We start from the raw sequence: 20843 nt of genomic DNA, 5'->3' as shown, positions 1-20843 counted from the left end.
TTTCCATGCCTGCTTACATTCATCACATCGCCACCGGCAATCCGGCTTACACCTACAGCCAGGCCTACACTCGCGACCGCCTCAAGGACTGGGCCGTAGATCCGAAAACCAAGCGTCTCATCCACGCCATCTACAACCGCAGCGGCATTGAGACACGTCACAGCGTGACGGGAGATTTCGTTATGGGAGCGGAGGCCAGCCTGTATCGCAGTGATGCGGAAGGGCGCCTCATTCCGCCAGGCACGGCGGAGCGTAACCGTGTTTACACGCACTGTGCGCGGGAACTCTCCGTGGATGTGGCCCGCCGGGCCTTGGCGGATACACCCGGGTTTGAGAAGCAGGACGTCACCCACATCATCTACACCTCCTGCACGGGCTTTGCGAATCCGGGGCCGGACTACCACGTCATCCGGGAACTAGGCCTGCGTGAAAACGTGCAGCGCTATACCCTGGGTTTCATGGGCTGCTACGCGGCCTTCCCTGCCATGCGCATGGCCGCGCAGTTTTGCGAGGCAGATCCACAGGCCGTGGTGCTCGTCATCTGCCTGGAACTCTGCACCCTGCACATGCAGATCAATGATCATCACGACAGCATTTTGGCGAACTCTTTGTTCGCGGATGGTGCGGCAGCAGCGGTCGTTAGCGCACGGCTACCGATAGATAAAAAGCCTGCTTATCTGCTTCGGGGTTTTGAGTCGGCCCTCGTTCCCTCCAGTGAGTCCGAGATGGCCTGGGAAATCGGCAACGAGGGATTTAACATCGTCCTCTCCAGCTACGTGCCCGACATCATTGGGGGAAACATCCGCCAGTTGCTCAATGGCATCCTGGGCCGCCAGGGCTGCAAGGTGGATTCCATGGACGAATGGGCCGTGCATCCGGGCGGGCGCTCCATCCTTGACAAAGTGCAGGAAAGCCTGGCCCTGCGGCCCGATGCCCTGGAGGCCTCACGCACCATCCTGCGGGACTATGGAAACATGAGCAGCGCCACCATCCTGTTTGTGCTGAAGGAGATGCTCGACTCAGCGGAAACCGATCATGCTACTTTGTGTGCGATGGCTTTTGGGCCAGGGCTCACGGTGGAGACGGCTCTGCTGGAGCGCATTGGCTGCCGGGCCGCCGTCAGCCGGCCGACGGCGGAAAGCATGCAAGCCTAGCTCCCATGGCCACAGCACCTGTCTCTTACACCCCAGCGCAGCGCCGGGTGGCGCTGCTTTATGGGCTCATCAGTCATTCATTGTTCCTGGCCTCTGTCGGGGTCATGTTCGTCAGCCTGTATCAGGGGCTGCATTTCAGCCTGCTGCATCTGCATGGCTGGGCGGCTGCGCTGGATGATGTGCTCTTGGTGCTCCAGTTTGGTCTAGGGCACTCTCTGCTGTTATCGGATAAAGGTCGCCGCTGGATGGCACGCCTAGCCCCACTGGGCCTGGGGCGGGAGCTTTCCACCACCATCTTTGCAGGGTTGGCCTCCTTGCAGTTGCTGGTGACTTTCCTGTTCTGGTCTTCTTCGGAAGTGCTCTGGGCTGCGCCCGAAGGCTGGCTCAAAGGGACTTTGAGTGTCCTTTATGGTCTATCCTGGGTGTTGCTGGCCAAGTCCATGAGCGATGCAGGGCTGGACGTGCAGATCGGCAGCATCGGCTGGCGCTCCGTCTGGCGCGGGCAGGCACCCGTGTATCGGCCCTTCACCCGCACAGGCCTGTTTCGCTACAGCCGCCAGCCCATTTATTCCGCCTTCACCCTCATCCTGTGGACGGCACCTGTGTGGACGCCAGACCACCTCATCATTGCTCTGGCCTGGACCGGGTACTGCGTCGGGGCACCCCTTTGGAAGGAGAAACGTTACCTGCGTTTTTATGGGCAGGCGTATGCTCGCTATCAGGCCCGGGTGCCGTATTGGTTCCCTGGCCGCCAGCGTCACCGCATGAGTTCTCCCTCTCAGCCCCCTTCACAGGCTTACGATGCCGAGGTCATCCTCATCGGCGGTGGGCCCATCGGCATGGCCTTGGGCTGCCTGCTGGGGGCGCGTGGTGTGCGGGTGCGGGTGCTGGAGCGCCGCACCGCCCTGCCCACGCATTCACAGGCCATCGGCATCACCCCGCCCACGCTCGCCATCCTGGCAGAGCTGGGGCTGGATCAGGCCTTCATTCAGCATGGGCTGCCCATCCGCGACTGCCATGTCCATGGCCAGAGTGGTCCCACAGGCATCGCTTCGTTCCGGGAGATCCCCGGTCCTTACCCTTTCGTGCTGTCTTTGCCGCAGCAGATCAGCATGGCTCTTTTGGCGGAGAAACTGGCCACCTATCCATCGGTCACCCTCCAGCGTGGGGTTGAGGTGGTGGGGCTGGATCAAACGGACCACGAAGTCTCTGTGACCGTGAAGGAGGAAGCGGGCGGCCTCACGACCTTGCGCGCAGCCTATGCGGTGGGTTGTGATGGGCACCGCAGCCGCGTGCGTGATCTCCTGCGCCTGCGCACCACGCGGCATGACTATGGGCATCATTTTATCATGGGAGATTTTGTCGATCGCACCTCCCTGGGTGAGGAGGCGCACCTCTATTTCACCGCTCAGGGTGCGGTGGAAAGTTTCCCCCTGCCGGGCGGCCTGCGGCGCTGGATCGTGCAGACCCGCCAGCCTGAGGCAGCCCCCCCGGCGGGTTTCATCAGCGAAATCGTGCGCTTGCGTTCCGGTCAGGTCATTGCGCCGGAAGATCAGTTGAATCAAAGCAGCTTCTCGCCCTGGCGGCTGGACTGCGAGCAGCTCTACGATGGCCGTTTCATCCTTTGTGGAGATGCTGCCCACGTCATGAGCCCCATCGGCGGTCAGGGCATGAACACAGGCTTTGCCGATGCGGAGTTTGCCGCGCTGATGTTGCATGCCATTCTTCGGCATGACCAGCCAGCCGCCACTTGGTTGGCGGAGTATGATCGCTGCCGCCGTCAGGCCTCCAACACAGCGGCCAAACGGGCTGCCATGGGCATGGGGCTTGGCACCTGGCGTGGTCACGCGCTTTCCTGGGTGAGAGATGCCCTGCTGCGGCACCTTATCCTTCAAGGGCCTTTGGCACGCATCGTAGGGCCTTGGTTCGCGATGATGACGATTCCTTTCAACCGGGCTTCCAAATCTGCCTTTGTAGCCCGCCAATTGGCAGCCGTGGCGGCGGCGCAAAAAAGCCAGCCTGAAACCAGGCTGGCTTTCCAAAAGGAACCCGTTTGTTGATGCGTTTTACTTCGGCTGATGCATGGCGATGCAGTGCAGAGCACCGCCTTCCATCACCAGATCTTTGGCAGTCACGGAGATGATCTCGCGACCTGGGAAACACTCGGCGATCTTGTCTTCCGCGATGGCGTCCTTTTTCTTCTGACCGAAGATGGGGACCATGACGGCGTTGTTCAGCAGCATGAAGTTCGCGTAGCTGGCCGGCAGGCGACTCAGGCGCCAGTCCTTGGCCTCAATGGCGTTCGGCATTTCGATCTCGATGATCTCCAGCTTGCTGCCATCGGCGGTGCGCACGTCATCCAGTTGCTCGCGGATCTGCTTCAGCACCTTGAAGTTCGGGTCGTTCTCCTTGGTTTCCACCATGCAGATCACCGCGTCTTCACGGACGAATCGCACGATATCATCCACATGACCGTCGGTATCGTCACCTTCGATGCCAGCTTTGAACCAGACGATGTCCTTCACGCCCAGCATGCCCTTCAGCTCCTTCTCCATCTCCGCCTTCGTGCGCGCCTTGCCGCCATTGCGGTTCGGATTCAGCAGCACAGCTTCGGTGGTCAGGAGCAGGCCTTTGCCATTGGTTTCGATGGCGCCGCCTTCCAGGGTGAAGTCAGAGGTGAAGCGCTGCATCTTCAGCACCTCAGCCGCCTTTTCAGGGATGGTGTTGTCCAGCTCGTAAGGGAACTTGCCGCCCCAGGCATTGAAATTCCAGTCGGTGATGGCCACCTCGCCGGTTTCATTGTGCTTGATGAAGATCGGTCCATGATCACGGCACCAGACATCGTTGGTGTTGTGATCGTAGAGGTCCACCATGTTCAGCGCGCCTTCGTTATCAGCGATGCTGAGGCGGATGCTCATGTGCATCATCTCAGGCGCATTGATGCGCACACGCTGGTAGCGGGTCAGGTTGGCGGCGATCTCTCCAAACTTATCCTGAAGTTTGAGATAGGTCTTGGGACAACTCTCCTTGTTGGAGGGCCATGATAGCCAGATGGCTTCCTGCGTTTCGAATTCGGCGGGAAGGTGGTAGTTCTGCGGGTATCCTTTACTCATCAAGGTAGCGTTTGGTCAGAGGGGCGTAAGTGTCAATGCGGCGATCACGGAAAAACGGCCATATCCGCCGGAAATCCTCCACCGCCTGGAGATTGCACGTCACAATCACCACTTCTTCATGTTCGACGGACCCCTTGGCGACGATCTCGCCATAAGGATTCGCCACAAAGCTTTGGCCCCAGAATTCCGTGTCATCCTGGAATCCAGTGCGGTTCACCGCTGCGACATAGCAGCCATTGGCCACCGCATGTCCGCGCTGCACAGTTTCCCAGGCGCAATGCTGGGCACTGCCCAGTTCGGCCTTCTCACTGCTCAGCCAGCCGATCGCGGTGGGGTAAAAAAGAATCTGCGCACCGGCCAGCGCCGTCAGGCGCGCCGCCTCAGGGTACCACTGGTCCCAGCAGATCAGCACGCCGATGCGGCCAAACTTCGTGTCCCAGACTTTGTAGCCGAGGTCACCCGGGGTGAAATAAAACTTCTCTTCAAAGCCCGGATCCTGCGGGATGTGCATCTTCCGGTACTTGCCCAGGAAAGAGCCATCGGCATCCAGCACGGCCACCGTGTTGTGATACAGGCCGGGACCGCGTTTCTCAAACAGCGGCACGATGATCACCACGCCCAGCTCCTTGGCCAGCACCGCCAGGCGATCCGTCGTCGGCCCGGGCATCGGCTCCGCCAGGTCAAACAGGGCCGTGTCCTGCCGGGTGCAGAAGTACGGGATATTGAACAGTTCCTGCAGGCAGATGATCTGCGCTCCCTTGCCCGCGGCGTCACGGATCAGGGCCTCGTGGCGGGCCAGGCTTTCGGCCTGGCTGGCGAACGTGGTGCCTTGAATGAGGCCGAGGGTGACAATGGACATGGGGGGCGGAGGATTGAGAGATGTTGATGCCGTGCAAGTGAAGATATGGAACCTTTGGAAATCGCCAGAAGTTTGATGCGGCCCTACACGGACAGGTGGCAGTCTCTCATCACATCGGTTCCTGTCAAAAGACATCCAGGTGCCGCTTTCGTGTAGCACCCAATTTTCACTGGTCAATCCAAGGCCGATCACCTAGCGTGAAGTCGGTTAAATTCTCCATCCGCTTATGAAATACTTGTTCGCTGTGCTGTTGCTTCTTGGAATGTCATTCTCTGTTAAGGCGGCTGAGGCCCCTGCCAAAAAGAAGGTTGCTGCGAAGGCAGAAGCCAAAGTTGACGCCCCCTCCGCCAAAGCTCAGGCCGTGGCGAAAACGCTGACTCCCCTCCAGAAGACCAAGCTGCTGGACCTGCTGAACAAGGGGGATGACAAAGCCCTGCAATCCCTGCCCGGCATCGGTGAAGCCCGCGCCAAAAGCATCGTCAAAGCACGCCCCATCGCAGATCCGGTGGACCTCGTGAAAGTGGATGGAATCGGCGATGCCACTCTCGCGGAAATCGTCGCCCATGCCAAGGCAGGCTTCCCGGTGGAAAAAAAGAACGCAGCCGAACACAAGGTCGTCACCAAGAAAAAGACCGGCACGGCTGACAAAAAAGCCGCCAAAGAGTAATCGCCGCCTCGCAACGGCGATTCATTTTCCAGACCTCCACGGCATCCGGGTTCCCATCACTTCGGCTGCCGTGGGCTCATACTGCCCATCCCGTTCCATTCCCCTATGAACCCTTGGTTTTACGTCGATTCAGAAGGTCAGCGCCATCAGGTCACTGAAGAACAGTTGCAATCCCTCGCCGCCTCCGGGGCCGTCCGTCCCGAGACCCTCGTCTGGACCGAAGGCCAGGCCCAGTGGAGCCGGGCAGAGCAGGCCCTCCCTGCCCTGTTTCGCGGTGCCGTCGGTGGCCCCCCTCCTATCCCAGGTCCACCGCCCATCTCGGGCAGCAGTGGCATGCGTGCCCATGATGTGGACTATGAGATCCACGGCAATGAGATGCAGATCGTCGAGGTCGAACTGGACCCCGGCGAAACCGTCATCGCCGAAGCTGGCGGCATGAACTACATGGAGGACGGCATCGTCTTCGAAACCAAGATGGGGGATGGTTCTGCCGCCACCAGCGGTGGTCTCATGGGCATCCTTAAAACCGTGGGCAAACGCATGCTCACCGGGGAGTCCATCTTCATGACCCACTTCACCAACCGCGCTCACGCCGGGAAAAAGCGCGTGGCTTTTGCCGCCCCTTATCCGGGCAAAATCATCCCGCTGAAACTCACCGACTACGGTGGCGAGATCCTCTGTGAAAAGGATGCCTTTCTCTGCGCCGCCTATGGCACCTCCGTCGGCATCGCTTTCCAAAAACGCTTCGGCGCGGGTCTCTTCGGCGGGGAGGGATTCATCCTCCAGCGTCTCAAAGGCGATGGCATGGCCTTCATCCATGCAGGCGGCACCATCATCAAAAAAGAAATGCGCGGGGAAACCCTGCGTGTGGATACCGGCTGCCTCGTCGCATTCACTCAGGGTATCAGCTATGACATCGAGCGCGCGGGCAATTTGAAGAGCATGTTCTTCGGTGGCGAAGGTCTCTTCCTCACCACCCTCACGGGTCACGGCACCGTCTGGCTGCAAAGCCTGCCCTTCTCCCGTCTGGCGGACCGCATCCTCGCCAATGCCCCTTCCGCAGGCGGCAAGGCCACCGGTGAAGGCTCCGTCCTCGGCGGTATCGGCCGCATGTTTGACGGGCAGTGATGCTTTACAAAAAACCCGCCTGTCCGGTCTTCTCGACACGGGCAGGCGGTCGCGTTTGTTGACTGTTGGTTATGGTTGATACAGCCCAGAGAAACCTTTGAAACAGTCTCGGTTAACGACGGCGACGGCCCAGCAGGGCCAGCCCTGCAAACCCCAGCAGCAGCAGTCGTGAAGGCTCGGGAATCGCCACAATGATGATGCCGCTGCTCGCAAACTGGCTGATGTCCCAGAAGTACCCGCTGCCAGAAATGTCGGGCAGGTTCAGGTCCGTCGCGTCGTCATCGCTGCCATCGCGGTAGTTGCTGCCCAGATTGGTCGAAAGGGAGCCCAGAGTGCCCCAGTCGAAAAGATTGAAGCTCTGCCCCAGCACCGGCACGAAGTCGCCTGGCTCCACGATGATCTGGCCGCCTGTCTGCTGGGTGAAAGTACCCGTGACAAAAACCTGGTCATAGTCGCTGCTGTTGCTGGAAAGCTGCAGCCGTGTTTGCGAGCCACTCGCCAGGATCAGCGAGCTGGAAAAGCTGAGCCGCTGCAGGAAGTCACCGCTCACGGTCCCAGGGGCCAGCGTCGCCCCGCTGGCGATCGTGGACGCTCCCGCCACGCTGCCACCGCCCTGAAGCAACTGGCCGCTTTTGACAGAGTAACCGCCCGTCACCGCCACCCCATCAAACGTCGCCCCCGCCGCCACCGTGATCACGGGCGAGTTGTCCACGCTGCCGGAGGCTCCGAGGCGCACTGTACCGCCATTGATGGTCGTATTGCCGGTGTAAGTATTCGCCGCATTCAGGGCCAGGATGCCATTGCCCGTTTTGACGATACCACCGCCACTGCTCACCACGCTGGAGTTACTGGAGGTCGTGCCACTCGTGATGTTCCAGGTGCGGTCCGCCGCGCCCAGGTTCACCTGCGAGACGCCGACGGTGTTGGCTCCAGCATTGATGGAATTGGTACCACTGGCCGTGACATTGCCTTGGATGGCCAGCTCACTGCCAAAGGCCCCGACCGCAGTGCCTTTGGCCAGGTTAATGGATTGCCCCGTTAAGATCAGCCCGCCACTGCCAATGATGAATTGGTTCAGGCCCGTCGTGCTGTTGCCGTTGAGCGAAACCACCGTGCCCGAGAAGCCCGTGAAATCCGCCGCCCCCACCGTCCACACAGCACCGCTGTTGAGGTTGAGGGTGCTGCCTCCAGAGACTCTCAGCAGGCCGGTGATATTGACGATGCCGGAGTTCGTATTGCCACCGATGTTCACCGTACCCGCCGTCTGGGTCAGATTGGCAAAGGTCTCCGTCAGGTTGTCGAATTTCAGCGAGCCCCCGGTGAGGAAAATGTGAGTGGTATCGGCCAACTGGTTCGCCGTATTCCAGTCCAGGATGCCCCCTGTGGCCACGGTGATGTCGCCTGCGATAGCGTTCACTCCGGCGGTTTTACCTAACAGCAGGCTGCCGCCTGAGACCGTCGTCATCCCTGTGTGCGTATTGGCTTCAGCGCCAGTCAGGGCGAGGTTTCCCACACCTGTTTTAATGAGCCCCCCCACGCCAATGGTGGCCACATTGATATTCGTAGTGCCTGCGGTGATGTCCCAGGTGCTGATGATGGGCAGGCTCACGCGGGATGCTCCAAAGGTGCCGCCCGTATTAAAGTTGTTGGTGCCACTGGCCGTGACGCCGCCATTAAAAACGATCTCACTTCCCAGCGCGGCAGCCGTGGATCCTTTATTGATCGCTAGATTCTGCCCGGAGAGGATGAGTCCACCGCTGCCGATGTTCAGTTGGGTGATGCGGGTGTTGCTATTCCCCGTCATGCCGAAGACTCCGCTTATTGCTCCGGTAAAGTCCGCCTTGTTCACGGTCCATTGCCCAGCACTGTTTAAACCCAGGCTGCCCGCGCCATTGATAGCCAGCGTGTTGGTGATGGTGAAAAGGCCGCCGTTGGAGGAAGTGTTCGCATTGCTGTTGCCGCCCTGGATCGTGAGGTTGGCGATCGTTTCCGTGTTGCCGGTGATTTGCAATCCACCGCTGATCAGCGTCACGCTTACCGTATCCGGCACCTGGTTGGCTCCGCCCCAGATGAGCGTTCCTCCATTGATGATCACATCCCCGCCCACGGCATTGATGCCGGCGGTTTTCGCCATCGTCAGGTTCCCTGCCAGCACAGAGGTACCGCCGCCATAGTTATTCGCGGCCCCACCTGAAAGAGTCAAAACGCCCGTCCCATTTTTGGTTAGGCCCACCGTGCCTGCCAGGGCAGAGGTGATGCTCGCATTCACATTCGCTGTGATCGTCGGCGTTGTTCCATCCAGCGTGATGGTTCCCCCGCTCAGCGTGTAGCTGCCGGCAAAGGGCGCGTTAAAAATGATGCCGTTGGCGATCACACTTCCCACCGCCACCGAGCCCGCCGTTCCAGAAGTGCCGCCGCCAAAGACCGCGATGTCCGCATTCGTGTTCGGCCACGCCAGATAGGTCATGCTGGCGCTGTCGTACCAGGGCTTGTTGGTCGCCGTCGTATTCCACCCGCTGGCATTGCCATCGGTGATGGGGCCCGTGCCATCGCTGTCATACTGCAAAGTCGCTGCTCCCAGACTGGCCGCCAGAAAACAGGACAGCCACCTCAGAATGAGGGGCTGCTTCTGGGCACGAAGCTGAGGGCGAAAAAAGAAGGACGTGGGGGATGGAGACGGTTGCATGCTGCCAAGAGGGGGGATGGCACACGCCAAACATCGGCGCAGGGGTGCGCACGCTGCCGGGCAATGTTGGGGGGACAATGCGAGGGGGGGTTGGGGGAACGGGAATCATACACACCTGCACAGCGCAATCCAGCGCCGGGCGAAAAAATAGGGGCGACATAAAGAAACCGCTGATAGGCACCCCAAGTTCAGGCGGGCTTTTCAAGCGCCCGCTTCCCGTAGCCCGGCTTCACTTTTCCCAGCCGGAGGTTTCAGTCAGCCCTGGAACTATAAAAACTTACTCATCTCGACATCCCCCTCGCCACCGCTTTATTGCCCTCTCACATGAAGACCTCTCTTTCGTTGGCGTTGGTGGTCGCTTGCGGCCTTGTCTCGGGTCTGGCCCAGGCCCAGATCAGCCCAGAATTCACCCGTGACAAAGAGGGCGCGAAGGATCACCCCCTGCTCAAGCGCATCGAGGGTTCCATCATCCTCCACTACGCCACCAAAAAGTTCGATTCCCACCAGGTCGCCCTCGGGCCCGTGATCTTTGACTACGGCGAGCAAAAGACCAAAGAGTGGAAAAAGATCGAGGCCGAAGGTGCCCGCACGACTTTGTTTTACCGCGAGCCTGCCGATGCCAGCACCCTCGAGTGCCTGCGCTCCTACCAGGCCGATCTGAAAGAAAAAGGCTTCGAAGTCCTCTTCGAAGGCACCAGCAATGGCAAACCCCAGGAAGAAGCCAATACCCTGGACAATGGATACGGCCGTTTTGCCGCCGCCGTTTACCAGACGGAAAAGGACTACGGCCTTCAGGAATACACCCTGCCCGGGGCCGATGACTTCCGTTACACCGCCCTGAAAAAGACCGGCGAAGGCGGCGCTGGAGATGTCTATGTCACCATCTTTGCCGCGGCCGTCACCGACTCCTGGAAGGACCCTGAAAAAGGCATCCTCGCCGGAACCGTCGTCGCCCGTGTGGACGTCATCGAGACCAAGGCGCTGCAAAACCGTATGGTCATGGTCAAGGCCGACGAGATGGAAAAACAGATCACCACCACGGGTCGTGTCGCCCTTTACGGCATCTACTTTGATACCAACAAGGCCACCCTCAAGCCCGAGTCCGACACCACCCTGGCCGAGGTTCAAAAGCTCATGACCCAAGACGGCTCTATCAAGCTCCTCATCGTCGGCCATACCGACAATGTCGGCGAGTTCGAATTCAACCGCGACCTCTCCAACCGCCGCGCCGCCGCCGTGGTGGAGGCCCTCACCAGTCGCTACGGCATCTCCTCCCAGCGCCTCTTCCCCTTCGGCTGCAGCTTTGCCAGCCCCGCCGCTCCCAATGCCAGCGAAGACGGCCGCAGCAAAAATCGCCGCGTCGAACTCGTGAAGTGGAACTGAAGCCGCTCCACGTCTTGTAGCTGCCTGCGTCCCGCACGCGGGATGGTCTGGCCGCAGGGTCTGAAGCCCCGAGCTTCCCCTTCACCCCCCCAAGGAGCGGGACTTGCCAAGTCCCGGCCCCTGAACCTCCGCCCACCCTCAAGTCTCCCGGTAAAGGCTCATTGATCTGGCTAAAAGAGATCCGGATTTCAGGCTAACAAAAAGGTCAAACATCCATCCTCATCCCTTCGCCTAACAAACGATATCGCCACACCGGCCCCTCGGTCACACCACCACCAGCACGATCGCGCTCATCATCATCAGCGCCCCTGCCAGCCGCCAGCGCAGAATGCCTGCGCCGAGATTCCGCTCCGTATTGGCAAACCAGTGCCCGATCATCCACACCAGCGCCACGCTCAGCAGCCCGCGTGAGGCATACATGATGTTTGCGGAGGTCGCCTTGCCATACACCGCCAGGGTGCTCACGAAGATGATGCTCTGCGTGCCCAGCAGCAGGGAGCCGCCCGTCAGCCAGCCCCAGGCCTGCTTCGGGATGGCGCTCAGCGGCGCGGAAAAGCGGAAGACCAGCCCGCAGGAAAGCAGCGCATTGATCCAGAAAATGCAGGGCAAAAGCCGCCCCACACCCCAGTGCGGGCCCCACTTCTGCACCAGCACGTCAAACACCGCAAAACTGATCGCCCCCACGCCACCCGCAATCAGCGTAATGCCCAGCCCACGGGGCCGTTTGCCCTGGTCCTTCTTGTTCAGAAACGAAATGCCGATCACACTCAGCAGCGCTGCGCCCCACAGCTTCAGACCCACCGCCTCACCGATGATGAACGGCGTCAAAAAGGCCACCAGAATCACCTTCAGGCCAAAGACCGGCACCGCCACCGATACATCCCCCTTCTCCAGGGCGATGAACTGCGAAATCTGCCCCACAAACAGGCACATCGCGATCACCCCCGGCTGCCACAGCAGCTCCTTCTCGATCGGCGGCCCGCCCAGCAGCCACAGCAGGGAAAACAGGCCTGCCACGATGAAATTCGCCACAAACGTCGTCCGCCACAGCCCCACCCCCAGCTCGCTGGATCGCTTTAGCACCAAGGCCCCGAAGGCATAAACAAGGGCGGCAATGAGGGGGTAAATGATCGTGGCTAAGGTTGGAGGCACCCCCAGCGATAACACGGCCCTGCCGCGCACTCAAGGAGCGAGGGTCACCGATGCTCATACGATTGAGACGTCCCCGCTCCGTCCTTGCGCCTAGCTTGACCCACGTCTCCTTTCCTCATGCGCCTCCTCCTCGCTCTCTGCCTTTTGGCCACCCTCGCCCCCGCGCAGGAAAAATGGGTCTATCTGGACAATGGCCAGGTACGCCTGGGCATCAACCTCTCCGCCGGGGCCTGCATCGGCTGGTTTTCCCACTCGCACTCGTCTGACAATCTGCTCAATGCCTACGACGTGGGCCGCTACGTCCAGCAGTCCTACTATGGCGACCCCGACGGCAGCGACTGGAACGGCAAACCCTGGCGCTACAATCCCGTCCAGGGCGGCAGTTGGCGCAACGAACCTGCCCAGCTCCTCGAAAGCCGCGAGACCAAGGACGAGCTCTACGCCAAAACCACCCCCCGCCACTGGGCCACCGGCAAGCTCCTCCCCGAAGTGACTCTGGAACAATGGCTGCGGCTGGAAGGCGGCCTCGCCCGTCTCAGATTTAAAATGGCCTACACCGGGGAAAAGACCCACCGGCCCTATCACCAGGAACTCCCCGCCCTCTTTGTGAAACCCGCCCTCGATACCCTCGTCTTCGTGGGAAAAGACGCCAGCCTCCAGCGCCAGCAGCCTGGCTTCCCCAATGAAATCATCACCCTCGGCCCCGAACCCTGGATCGCCTGGGTCAATGCCAAGGATTCCGGCCTCGGCCTGCATTTGCCCCATGTCAAGGAGGCCACCACCTACCGCGTGCGCAACGGCAATGCCGGCGACTGCTCCTACCTCGCCCCCCTCCAGACCTTCGCCCTCAAGCCCGGCCTCATCTTCGAATACGAAGTCACCCTCGCCATCGGCACCGTGGAGCAACTCCGCAGTGTGTTCAGAAAGCTGGGCCCGCCGAAGTAGCCCCGTGTTTCAGCACACTGGCGCAGCCCTAGCCGCTGAGAAACTCCCCCAGCCCCAGCGGGGCGAAACAACATAGCCCATGGATAAACTGTGCAGGCCTTGCCGCTGAGAAACTCCCTCAGCCCCAGCGGGGCGTGACAACACAGCCCAGGGCAACGCCCTGGGTAAGACCATAATTCCTGCCCCTCCCAACGAGCCCTGAAAGGGCGACACACTCCACGTCCCCCACCCACCGCCGCAGAAAGTCCGAGACCCTCAGAAAACAGATCGTTAGAATGGCCCAGCGGGAAAATGGACAGAGCCAAAGTACCCCAGAGCTTTAGCTCGGTAAAACCCCGCCTCGTATTCGGCGCGTTGCTTGGTCAGGATGGCATCAGGCCCAGGTGAGGAGGCGCAGTAGAAAAGACAACGTCCGCACAATGTCATGGTTTCTCAAGGTGTTCCCCGCCCGCCTGCCAACGAACTCTCTCCCAGCCCCAAGCGGGGCATGACAACAAAGCCCAGGGCAACGCCCTGGGAAAACCACCCACGTGCGCCGGGCTCCCAACCAGCCCTGTAAGGGCGAGGCACTCCCCGCCTCCCTTCCCTCACGCCACCGTCTTCGGCATCTCCGGACACAATTTGGATGTCTTCGCCGCCACCGCTGGGGCCTCCTTGAGGAAAAAGATCATCTTCCCCCTCTTGTCGCAGATCCACACCTCCTTCGCCCCCGCCTCGAAATAAAGACGGCGTTTCTCCTCGATTTCTCCCCGCGTATTGCCGGGCGAAATCACCTCCACACAGATCTCCGGTGCCCCCGACAAAGCCGTGCGACCTCCAATCTTCAGCAGCCGCTTTTTTGAAACCCACGCCACGTCCGCCACCTTAATCCCGTCCGTGGTGGAAATGGGACATTCAACGGAAGGATGACCGTCAGGTAATAAATGCCTCAGATGGCCCCAGACATCGCCCTGGCGGCTCCCGTGTGAGTATTCCGCATAGTTATACATGATCGTCCTTCCAAAGCGGTCCGTCTCCACTCGCCCAGGCAGCTTGCGCACCTCTTCATCACGGGCCAGTTGATCCCAGCGGTCCAGATTGAAGGCCGTCTGGTCCTTGATCGTGGGGAGGTTCAGTAGCGCACTCATGGCTTCCAGGCATCACTCATGCCACATTTCCGTGTCTCCGGCAACCTGCCAGACACCCAAAAACTTCCCCCCAGCCCCAGCGGAACAAACACCAATGCACCTGGATGAACCTTCGCTGACTTCAACCGATGGAGTCGCCTCCCCCCAGCCCCAGCGGGGCGAGACAACAAAGCCCAGGGCAACGCCCTGGGAAGACCACCCACGTGCGCCCCTCTCTCAGCGAGCCCTGTAAGGGCGAGACACTCCCGTCCCCTTTTGCCCACCCCCCTCAAAAATCCCCAAAGTCGCCTTCCCGTCGCTTGCGCCCCCCTCCCACTTCCCGGATATTGTCGCTGTGCCTCTCACCCCGGTCCTCCCTGGCGTCTCCGTTCGCTCACGGCCTGGCACGCCCGCGTTTCCGGTACCGCGTTCTCCCTCTCCATCGAGGACCATGGCCCCGTTCCAGGCCCGCCGATCCTGGCCTCGGCGTCTTAAATCTCCCCATTCCTTCCCCATGGGGAGGCAATGGGGATCTCATGGGGAAAATCATCCCCATCCTAAAACCCTGATTTTCAGTGCATTAACCTCAAAAATCCCCAAATGGGGAAAAATTCGCATCTCTCCCCATCCCCCATCCCTGCCCCTCCTTTCTCGCACACCGCACCGCCCACCTTCGTCATTTAATGCTGCTCGAACGCCACATCTTCCGCCTCCGCCCTTTACAGCGCGCTGGCTCTGTGCAAGATGCCGCGCTTTCCCGGCTGCCGCCGCAAAGATGAGCGGTTCCCGGAACCGCCGCCTCCCCCTGTGGCAGCCTTGAAAGCCCCAACCTAAGCTTTCTCTTCTCTCTCCGCCCTCCGCCTCCATGCCCAAAGATCCCTCCATCAAACGCATCCTCGTCATCGGTTCCGGCCCCATCGTCATCGGCCAGGGCTGTGAGTTCGACTATTCAGGCGTCCAGGCCTGCAAAGCGCTGCGCGAGGAAGGCTACGAGGTCGTTTTGATCAATTCCAACCCGGCCACCATCATGACCGATCCGGAATTCGCCTTCCGGACCTACATCGAGCCGATCACCCCGGAGATCGTCGAGAAGATCATCATCAAGGAAAAGCCCGATGTCCTTCTCCCGACTCTGGGCGGCCAGACCGCGCTGAACACCGCCATGTCCCTGCACCACTCCGGTGTGCTGGAAAAACACGGCGTGCGCATGATCGGCGCTAAGCCGGACGCCATCGAAAAAGGCGAAGACCGCCTCAAGTTCAAGAACGCCATGCTCGCCATCGGGCTGGACCTGCCGCAGTCCGGCGTCGCCCACACCATTGAGGAAGCCCGCAAAATCGCTGAAGAGATCGGCACCCTGCCCCTCATCATCCGCCCCGCCTACACCCTGGGCGGCACTGGCGGTGGCATCGCGTATAACAAGGAAGAATTCGAATACATCACCGGGCGCGGCCTGGACCTCTCCCCCGTCAGCGAAGTGCTCATCGAAGAGTCCCTGCTCGGCTGGAAAGAGTTCGAAATGGAAGTGATGCGGGACAAGGCAGACAACTGCGTCATCATCTGCTCCATCGAAAACCTGGACCCCATGGGCGTCCACACGGGCGACTCCATCACCGTCGCCCCCATCCAGACCCTGACGGACCGTGAGTACCAGATCATGCGCGATGCCTCCTTCGCCTGCATCCGCGAGATCGGCGTGGAGACAGGTGGATCCAACATCCAGTTCGCCATCCATCCGGACACGGGCCGAATGATCGTCATCGAGATGAACCCGCGTGTATCGCGCTCCTCCGCGCTCGCCTCCAAGGCCACCGGTTACCCCATCGCCAAGATCGCCGCCAAACTCGCCGTCGGTTACACTCTCGATGAGCTGAAGAACGACATCACCCGCGAGACCCCCGCCTCCTTCGAGCCGACCATTGACTACGTCGTCACCAAGATCCCGCGTTTCACCTTCGAAAAATTCCCCGGCGCCGATACCACCCTCACCACGCAGATGAAGTCCGTGGGCGAAGCCATGGCCATCGGCCGCACCTTCAAGGAGTCCCTTCAGAAGGCCCTGCGCAGCCTGGAAATCAAACGCTTCGGTTTGATCGGCGATGGTGCCGATGTCGTGGTGGACGAAGAGACCCTCACCACCAAACTCACGGTGCCGAATGCCGAGCGCATCTTCTTCCTCGGCCAGGCCTTTGCCATTGGCTGGGATGTCGAGAAGGTCTTCGAACTGACCAAGATTGACCGCTGGTTCCTGCGGCAGATTGAGGAGATTGTGAAGGAGCAGAAGACACTCGGTGAAGATTTGTTCAAGAAACGTAGCGATGGTGGTTTGATGACCCCTTGTGACCTCATGTGGGAAGTAGCCAATCGCAAAGATGAAGAGTCCATTGGGGAAGGCGACTCTCTCATTGAGCCACTTCGTATTGCACTAAAGAGAGCCAAAAAACTTGGTTTCTCCGATGTCCAAATAGGCAAGATGTTTTCGCCTGCAGACGCCAATCAGGTTCGCTCCGCGAGGAAGAATTTGGGCATCATCCCCACCTACCGTCTCGTGGACACCTGCGCGGCGGAGTTCGAAGCGCAGACGCCTTATTATTACTCCACCTACGGCACCGAGGACGAAGTCCGCGACAATGACCGCAAGAAGGTCATGATCCTGGGTGGTGGGCCGAACCGCATCGGCCAGGGCATTGAGTTCGACTACTGCTGCGTCCATGCCTCCTTTGCGCTGCGCGAGCTGGGTTATGAGACCATCATGGTCAACTCCAATCCGGAGACCGTTTCCACCGACTACGACACCAGCGACAAGCTCTACTTTGAGCCTCTGACCCTGGAAGACGTGCTGAACATCTACGAGCGCGAAAACCGCAACGACCAGGTGCTCGGCGTCATCGTCCAGTTCGGCGGCCAGACCCCGCTGAACCTCGCCAAAGGCCTGGAAGAAAACGGCGTCCGCATCATCGGCACCAGCCCGAAAAACATCGAGCTCGCCGAAGACCGCAAGCTCTTCGCCGCCCTCCTCGATGAACTCGGCCTGCACCAGGCCGCTAGCGGCACCGCCACCTCCCTGGAAGAGGCGTTGGCCATCACCGCCCGCATCGGTTACCCCAGCCTCGTGCGCCCCAGCTTCGTGCTCGGTGGCCGCGCTATGCAGATCGTCTATAGCGATGCCGAACTGACCCACTACATGAAGAACGCCGTCGAGGCCACGCCCGACCGCCCCGTGCTGGTGGACCGCTTCCTGGAAGACGCCACCGAGGTGGACGTGGACTGCATCAGCGATGGTGAGACCACCGTCATCGGTGCCATCATGGAGCACATCGAAGAGGCCGGCATCCACTCCGGCGACAGCGCCTGCGTCATCCCTCCCTTCAGCCTCAGTGCCGAAATGCAGGACCGCATCCGCGATGCCGCTAAAAAGCTGGCCAAAGCCCTCGGCGTGCGCGGCCTGATGAACATGCAGCTCGCCGTCAAAGGCGACGACCTCTACGTCATCGAGGTCAACCCACGTGCCTCCCGCACCGCCCCCTTCGTCAGCAAGGCCATCGGCGTCCCGCTGCCAAAGCTCGCCGCCAAAATCATGGCTGGCAAGACCCTCAAGGAACTGGGCTTCACCGAAGAAGTTCATCCGAAGCACTTCAGCGTCAAAGAAGCCGTCTTCCCCTTCAGCAAGTTCCAGGGCGTGGACATCGCTCTTGGGCCTGAGATGAAATCCACCGGCGAAGTCATGGGCATCGACATGGACATGGGCCTCGCCTTTGCCAAAAGCCAGATGGCCGCCGGCGGCACCCTGCCGACTAAAGGCAACGTCTTCATCAGCGTCAAGGAAACCGACCGCGCCAACGTCGCCCGCATCGCCAAAGGTTACGCCGATCTCGGCTTCACCCTCTACGCCACCGCCGGCACTGGCCAGGTCATCAAAGACGCCGGTACCGATGTCAACATCCTGCCGAAGCTCGCCAGCGGCCAGCGCCCGAACGTCATTGATCTCATGAAGAACAAGGACATGGCCCTCGTGATCAACACCCCCTCGGGCAAAAACCCCCGCGAGGACGAGATCAAGATCCGCACCGCCGCCATGCAGAACCGCATCCCCATCATGACCACCCTCCGTGGCGCCGATGCCGCCATGCGCGCCATCAAGTCCCTCCAAGCCGCCGATGTCGAAGTCCGCGCGCTGCAGGAGTATCATCAGTAAAACGAACCGAAGATCACAATTAGTAATTAGCTCTGCGAGTGAAGACCGATGATTGAACCATTCGCTCCAACACATGCGTATCACACTCGAACAGTTCAAAACGACGCTGGCGGCTATAAATTCACCCGTTGAGATCGCAAACTTTTGTCGAAAAACCGTCTTGCACGGAACTCCCCATGTGTTCGAAGGCAGGGAGAACGACTTTTTTGATTTTCGAAGCCGGATCGCCCAGAATTTTGGCATCTCCTTTCATGAGGTTCTAATCACTGGTTCAGGCCAGCTTGGTTTTAGCCCTCACAAGAATACGATGTTCAGTCTCGATTCAGATATTGATGTGGCATTGGTATCTGAGAAGTTGTTCGAGGAATTCATCGAGATTGCGAGATCTTATCAAATGCAGCTACGCAGAGCTCGTCGTAGTATCACTGAGCATGAACAACAGATGTATCATCAATTTCTCGAGTATTCAGTTCTGGGATGGATTCGACCTGATAAGCTTCCGACTTCATTTCAAGTAAGCTTGGCAAAAAACGGGTGGTTTGAATTTTTTAAATCTATATCTTACGAAAGATCAGAGGTCGGGAACTATAAAGTAAATGGAGGGGTTTTCAGATCTTATCGTCATCTTGAACTTTATACGATCAGTGGAATTCAATCAGTCCGCGAAACCCTAACATTGTCCGAACTAAAGCCATGAGCTCCCAAATTAAGCCGTCCGTCACTAACCCGACAATCGCAGACATTTATCAAAGTGTTGCGGCCAACCGGCTGATATTACGTCCAGATTTTCAAAGACGGTTTGTTTGGACTCTCGCCCATCAAGAAGAGTTTATTGACACTATTTTGCGAGGTTATCCATTTCCGGAAATATATGTTTGCGAGGGGGAAGTTAATGTTCAAGAACTCACTACCACGCGCCATGTCATTGATGGACAGCAGCGTCTAACAACAATTAAACGATACATTGACGGAAACCCAGAGCTTCCTGATCGCCCCTACACGTCGATCTCGCCATATAAAGATTTGAGCGTTGAACAAAAACAAGAATTTCTTTCTTACCAAGTAGTGATGCGAGATATAGGTCGGGTTAGCGATGAAACCGTCCGAGAGATTTTTCGGCGGATTAATCTGACCAAATTTAAGCTCGAGAATGTTGAAATCCACAACGCCGTCTATGACGGCAGTTTTATCACCGCTGCAAAAACTATTCTTGAGACCACAGACCTTGAAAAGTTTGGTGTGTTTCGTGAATCGGAGTTCACTAGAATGGCCGATCTGCACTTTATACTCCTTGTGATGGCGACGATCGAAAATGGAGGCTATTTTGCTCAAGATCGTGAAGTGGAGCCCATGGTTGCGAAGTATAACGAAGTTTATCCTTCGTGTGATAGTGTTGTGACAAAGATAAAGAAAGTATTTGAGACGATCACCTCGCTTTCATTACCCCTTGACTCTATTTGGTTCAGAAAGTCCAATTTTTTCACTCTAGTTGTGGAAACCACTCTTTATTTAGATCAGCTTCCAGAGCTCGAAGACTTCCGAAGCAAACTGCTTGATCTAGAGGCAAACATTCTGGCCAACAAGAATAATTCACACTCCGCTTTTAGCCAATATTACTCATACATGTATCAAGCGACGCATGGTAGGGCTGCTCGTGTAACGCGATCACAATTCTTTCGCGCACATATTCTGGGCCTTTAAGGTTAAAACTAAAAACGGTGGCATACAGCCGGAAGAAGGCCACGTTTGAAGTGGAGACGTTGAACTTCTGGAGTTTGGCGCGGCCAAGATATGCCACGAAAAAGTGCTGGAGGTGATGAAGGAGGAGGTGGTTGGTTTCCGAGTCGAGCTTGCCCACGTCAACGGTAACCAGCCGATTTTTGAGCCTGTCTTATCACCCTGATCGCGAATCCCAGCAACTTCCGGTATGCTCAACACGTTCGGCTGCATGACGCAATGACATATTTCTGCTTCATCCCAATGGTGGAGGAACCCTTTCAAATAGAGTCCGGCCAACGCTGGATTTCACGCTTTCGGATCATCGCTGGAGACTGCGAGCCCGATGCTGTGAAGTTGGATGCTATTCAAAAGGCGTTTGCCGGTGATGAGTAGATGGGAGAACGATATTCATTCGTTGTTGAGGGAGAACACAAATCCGATGCGTTTTTGATCCATGCAGCACACGAAGTACTCCCAGGTGTAGCCTCGTTCCGCGTCGGTGACATTTCCCCGGGAACTGCCCCAATGGTAGGGCGCGGAACCCCGGCTCTGATTGCTAAAGATGAGGGGGGAGTCGAACTCTGCCACGAAGGCTTCTGCCAGAAGTTTGTATCCGTCAAACGAGGACCCGTCCCTTGGAGGTTGACAGTGTTTGTCTGCTACAGTGAGGCCACGCAGTTCTTTGCCTGCGCTTGGTGTAGAGATCTTTGTTCGGCTGCCCAGGCTTTGGGCGTGA

15 protein-coding genes are annotated in these 20843 nt (G+C 58.8%); 9 read left to right on the top strand and 6 right to left on the bottom strand.

Annotated features, from left to right (window positions below):
• The first annotated feature begins 5 nt into the window (after positions 1 to 5).
• Together ABEB25_RS20645 and ABEB25_RS20640 are read left to right on the top strand one after the other, a co-directional pair.
• Complete coding sequence (locus ABEB25_RS20645) at positions 6 to 1154, top strand: type III polyketide synthase (protein ID WP_345738338.1); 1149 nt, start codon at positions 6 to 8, stop codon at positions 1152 to 1154.
• A 5-nt stretch (positions 1155 to 1159) separates the two neighbouring features.
• Complete coding sequence (locus ABEB25_RS20640) at positions 1160 to 3214, top strand: FAD-dependent monooxygenase (protein WP_345738337.1); 2055 nt, start codon at positions 1160 to 1162, stop codon at positions 3212 to 3214.
• A gap of 6 nt (positions 3215 to 3220) precedes the next feature.
• Here the strand turns inward: ABEB25_RS20640 and ABEB25_RS20635 are convergent, their stop codons facing one another.
• Positions 3221 to 4267, bottom strand: a complete 1047-nt coding sequence (locus ABEB25_RS20635; RefSeq protein WP_345738336.1) for an agmatine deiminase family protein — start codon at positions 4265 to 4267, stop codon at positions 3221 to 3223.
• Positions 4260 to 5126, bottom strand: a complete 867-nt coding sequence (locus ABEB25_RS20630; protein WP_345738335.1) for a carbon-nitrogen hydrolase — start codon at positions 5124 to 5126, stop codon at positions 4260 to 4262. Before ABEB25_RS20630 ends, ABEB25_RS20635 begins: the two co-directional genes overlap by 8 nt.
• Positions 5127 to 5388: 262 nt before the next feature.
• Here ABEB25_RS20630 and ABEB25_RS20625 point away from each other — a divergent pair, with 262 nt between their 5' ends.
• The gene (locus ABEB25_RS20625) at positions 5389 to 5793 is read left to right on the top strand and encodes a ComEA family DNA-binding protein (RefSeq protein ID WP_345738334.1); all 405 of its coding nucleotides are present in this window, start codon (positions 5389 to 5391) and stop codon (positions 5791 to 5793) included.
• Positions 5794 to 5898: 105 nt separating this feature from the next.
• On the top strand, positions 5899 to 6921 hold the full coding sequence (locus ABEB25_RS20615) for a TIGR00266 family protein (RefSeq protein ID WP_425572107.1): 1023 nt from the start codon (positions 5899 to 5901) through the stop codon (positions 6919 to 6921).
• A gap of 112 nt (positions 6922 to 7033) precedes the next feature.
• On the opposite strand, the gene ABEB25_RS20610 is transcribed toward ABEB25_RS20615, so the two are convergent.
• A complete protein-coding gene (locus ABEB25_RS20610) occupies positions 7034 to 9607 on the bottom strand; it encodes a beta strand repeat-containing protein (RefSeq protein WP_345738333.1) in 2574 nt (857 codons plus the stop codon).
• 324 nt (positions 9608 to 9931) lie between these two features.
• Between ABEB25_RS20610 and ABEB25_RS20605 the strand changes: the two genes are divergently transcribed.
• Positions 9932 to 10990 (top strand): OmpA family protein, encoded by a 1059-nt coding sequence (locus tag ABEB25_RS20605; protein ID WP_345738332.1) that lies wholly within the window; start codon positions 9932 to 9934, stop codon positions 10988 to 10990.
• A gap of 264 nt (positions 10991 to 11254) precedes the next feature.
• On the opposite strand, the gene ABEB25_RS20600 is transcribed toward ABEB25_RS20605, so the two are convergent.
• Positions 11255 to 12142 carry an EamA family transporter gene (locus ABEB25_RS20600; RefSeq protein ID WP_345738330.1) on the bottom strand — a complete coding sequence of 296 codons (888 nt, stop codon included), beginning with the start codon at positions 12140 to 12142 and terminating at the stop codon, positions 11255 to 11257.
• A 117-nt stretch (positions 12143 to 12259) separates the two neighbouring features.
• Here ABEB25_RS20600 and ABEB25_RS20595 point away from each other — a divergent pair, with 117 nt between their 5' ends.
• Positions 12260 to 13087 (top strand): hypothetical protein, encoded by an 828-nt coding sequence (locus ABEB25_RS20595; RefSeq protein WP_345738329.1) that lies wholly within the window; start codon positions 12260 to 12262, stop codon positions 13085 to 13087.
• 587 nt (positions 13088 to 13674) lie between these two features.
• Here ABEB25_RS20595 and ABEB25_RS20590 read toward each other — a convergent pair.
• A complete protein-coding gene (locus ABEB25_RS20590) occupies positions 13675 to 14214 on the bottom strand; it encodes a Uma2 family endonuclease (protein WP_345738328.1) in 540 nt (179 codons plus the stop codon).
• Positions 14215 to 15058: 844 nt separating this feature from the next.
• Between ABEB25_RS20590 and carB the strand changes: the two genes are divergently transcribed.
• The 3 genes from carB to ABEB25_RS20575 all read left to right on the top strand — a co-directional run bounded on the left by carB (position 15059) and on the right by ABEB25_RS20575 (position 20089).
• The gene (carB, locus tag ABEB25_RS20585; RefSeq protein ID WP_345738327.1) at positions 15059 to 18388 is read left to right on the top strand and encodes a carbamoyl-phosphate synthase large subunit; all 3330 of its coding nucleotides are present in this window, start codon (positions 15059 to 15061) and stop codon (positions 18386 to 18388) included.
• Between the two features lie 73 nt (positions 18389 to 18461).
• Positions 18462 to 19085, top strand: a complete 624-nt coding sequence (locus ABEB25_RS20580; RefSeq protein ID WP_345738326.1) for a hypothetical protein — start codon at positions 18462 to 18464, stop codon at positions 19083 to 19085.
• Positions 19082 to 20089 carry a DUF262 domain-containing protein gene (locus tag ABEB25_RS20575; protein WP_345738325.1) on the top strand — a complete coding sequence of 336 codons (1008 nt, stop codon included), beginning with the start codon at positions 19082 to 19084 and terminating at the stop codon, positions 20087 to 20089. The genes ABEB25_RS20580 and ABEB25_RS20575 overlap by 4 nt, the downstream gene beginning before the upstream one ends.
• Positions 20090 to 20515: 426 nt before the next feature.
• Here ABEB25_RS20575 and ABEB25_RS20570 read toward each other — a convergent pair.
• A partial coding sequence (locus ABEB25_RS20570; RefSeq protein WP_345738324.1) for a hypothetical protein occupies positions 20516 to 20843 on the bottom strand: 328 nt, incomplete at its 5' end.

The sequence above is a fragment of the Prosthecobacter algae genome (assembly GCF_039542385.1).
GTDB classification, from domain to species: domain Bacteria; phylum Verrucomicrobiota; class Verrucomicrobiia; order Verrucomicrobiales; family Verrucomicrobiaceae; genus Prosthecobacter; species Prosthecobacter algae.
The sequence above is the reverse complement of the archived record's forward strand: the minus strand, read 5'-3'. Positions and strand labels throughout refer to the sequence as shown.

Bases quoted from the DNA above. Each gene is read 5' to 3' on its own strand.
- ABEB25_RS20645 (WP_345738338.1), top strand. From the start codon at position 6: ATGCCTGCTTACATTCATCACATCGCCACCGGCAATCCGGCTTACACC.
- ABEB25_RS20640 (WP_345738337.1), top strand. From the start codon at position 1,160: ATGGCCACAGCACCTGTCTCTTACACCCCAGCGCAGCGCCGGGTGGCG.
- ABEB25_RS20635 (WP_345738336.1), bottom strand. From the start codon at position 4,267: ATGAGTAAAGGATACCCGCAGAACTACCACCTTCCCGCCGAATTCGAA.
- ABEB25_RS20630 (WP_345738335.1), bottom strand. From the start codon at position 5,126: ATGTCCATTGTCACCCTCGGCCTCATTCAAGGCACCACGTTCGCCAGC.
- ABEB25_RS20625 (WP_345738334.1), top strand. From the start codon at position 5,389: ATGTCATTCTCTGTTAAGGCGGCTGAGGCCCCTGCCAAAAAGAAGGTT.
- ABEB25_RS20615 (WP_425572107.1), top strand. From the start codon at position 5,899: ATGAACCCTTGGTTTTACGTCGATTCAGAAGGTCAGCGCCATCAGGTC.
- ABEB25_RS20610 (WP_345738333.1), bottom strand. From the start codon at position 9,607: ATGCAACCGTCTCCATCCCCCACGTCCTTCTTTTTTCGCCCTCAGCTT.
- ABEB25_RS20605 (WP_345738332.1), top strand. From the start codon at position 9,932: ATGAAGACCTCTCTTTCGTTGGCGTTGGTGGTCGCTTGCGGCCTTGTC.
- ABEB25_RS20595 (WP_345738329.1), top strand. From the start codon at position 12,260: ATGCGCCTCCTCCTCGCTCTCTGCCTTTTGGCCACCCTCGCCCCCGCG.
- ABEB25_RS20590 (WP_345738328.1), bottom strand. From the start codon at position 14,214: ATGAGTGCGCTACTGAACCTCCCCACGATCAAGGACCAGACGGCCTTC.
- carB (WP_345738327.1), top strand. From the start codon at position 15,059: ATGCCCAAAGATCCCTCCATCAAACGCATCCTCGTCATCGGTTCCGGC.
- ABEB25_RS20580 (WP_345738326.1), top strand. From the start codon at position 18,462: ATGCGTATCACACTCGAACAGTTCAAAACGACGCTGGCGGCTATAAAT.
- ABEB25_RS20575 (WP_345738325.1), top strand. From the start codon at position 19,082: ATGAGCTCCCAAATTAAGCCGTCCGTCACTAACCCGACAATCGCAGAC.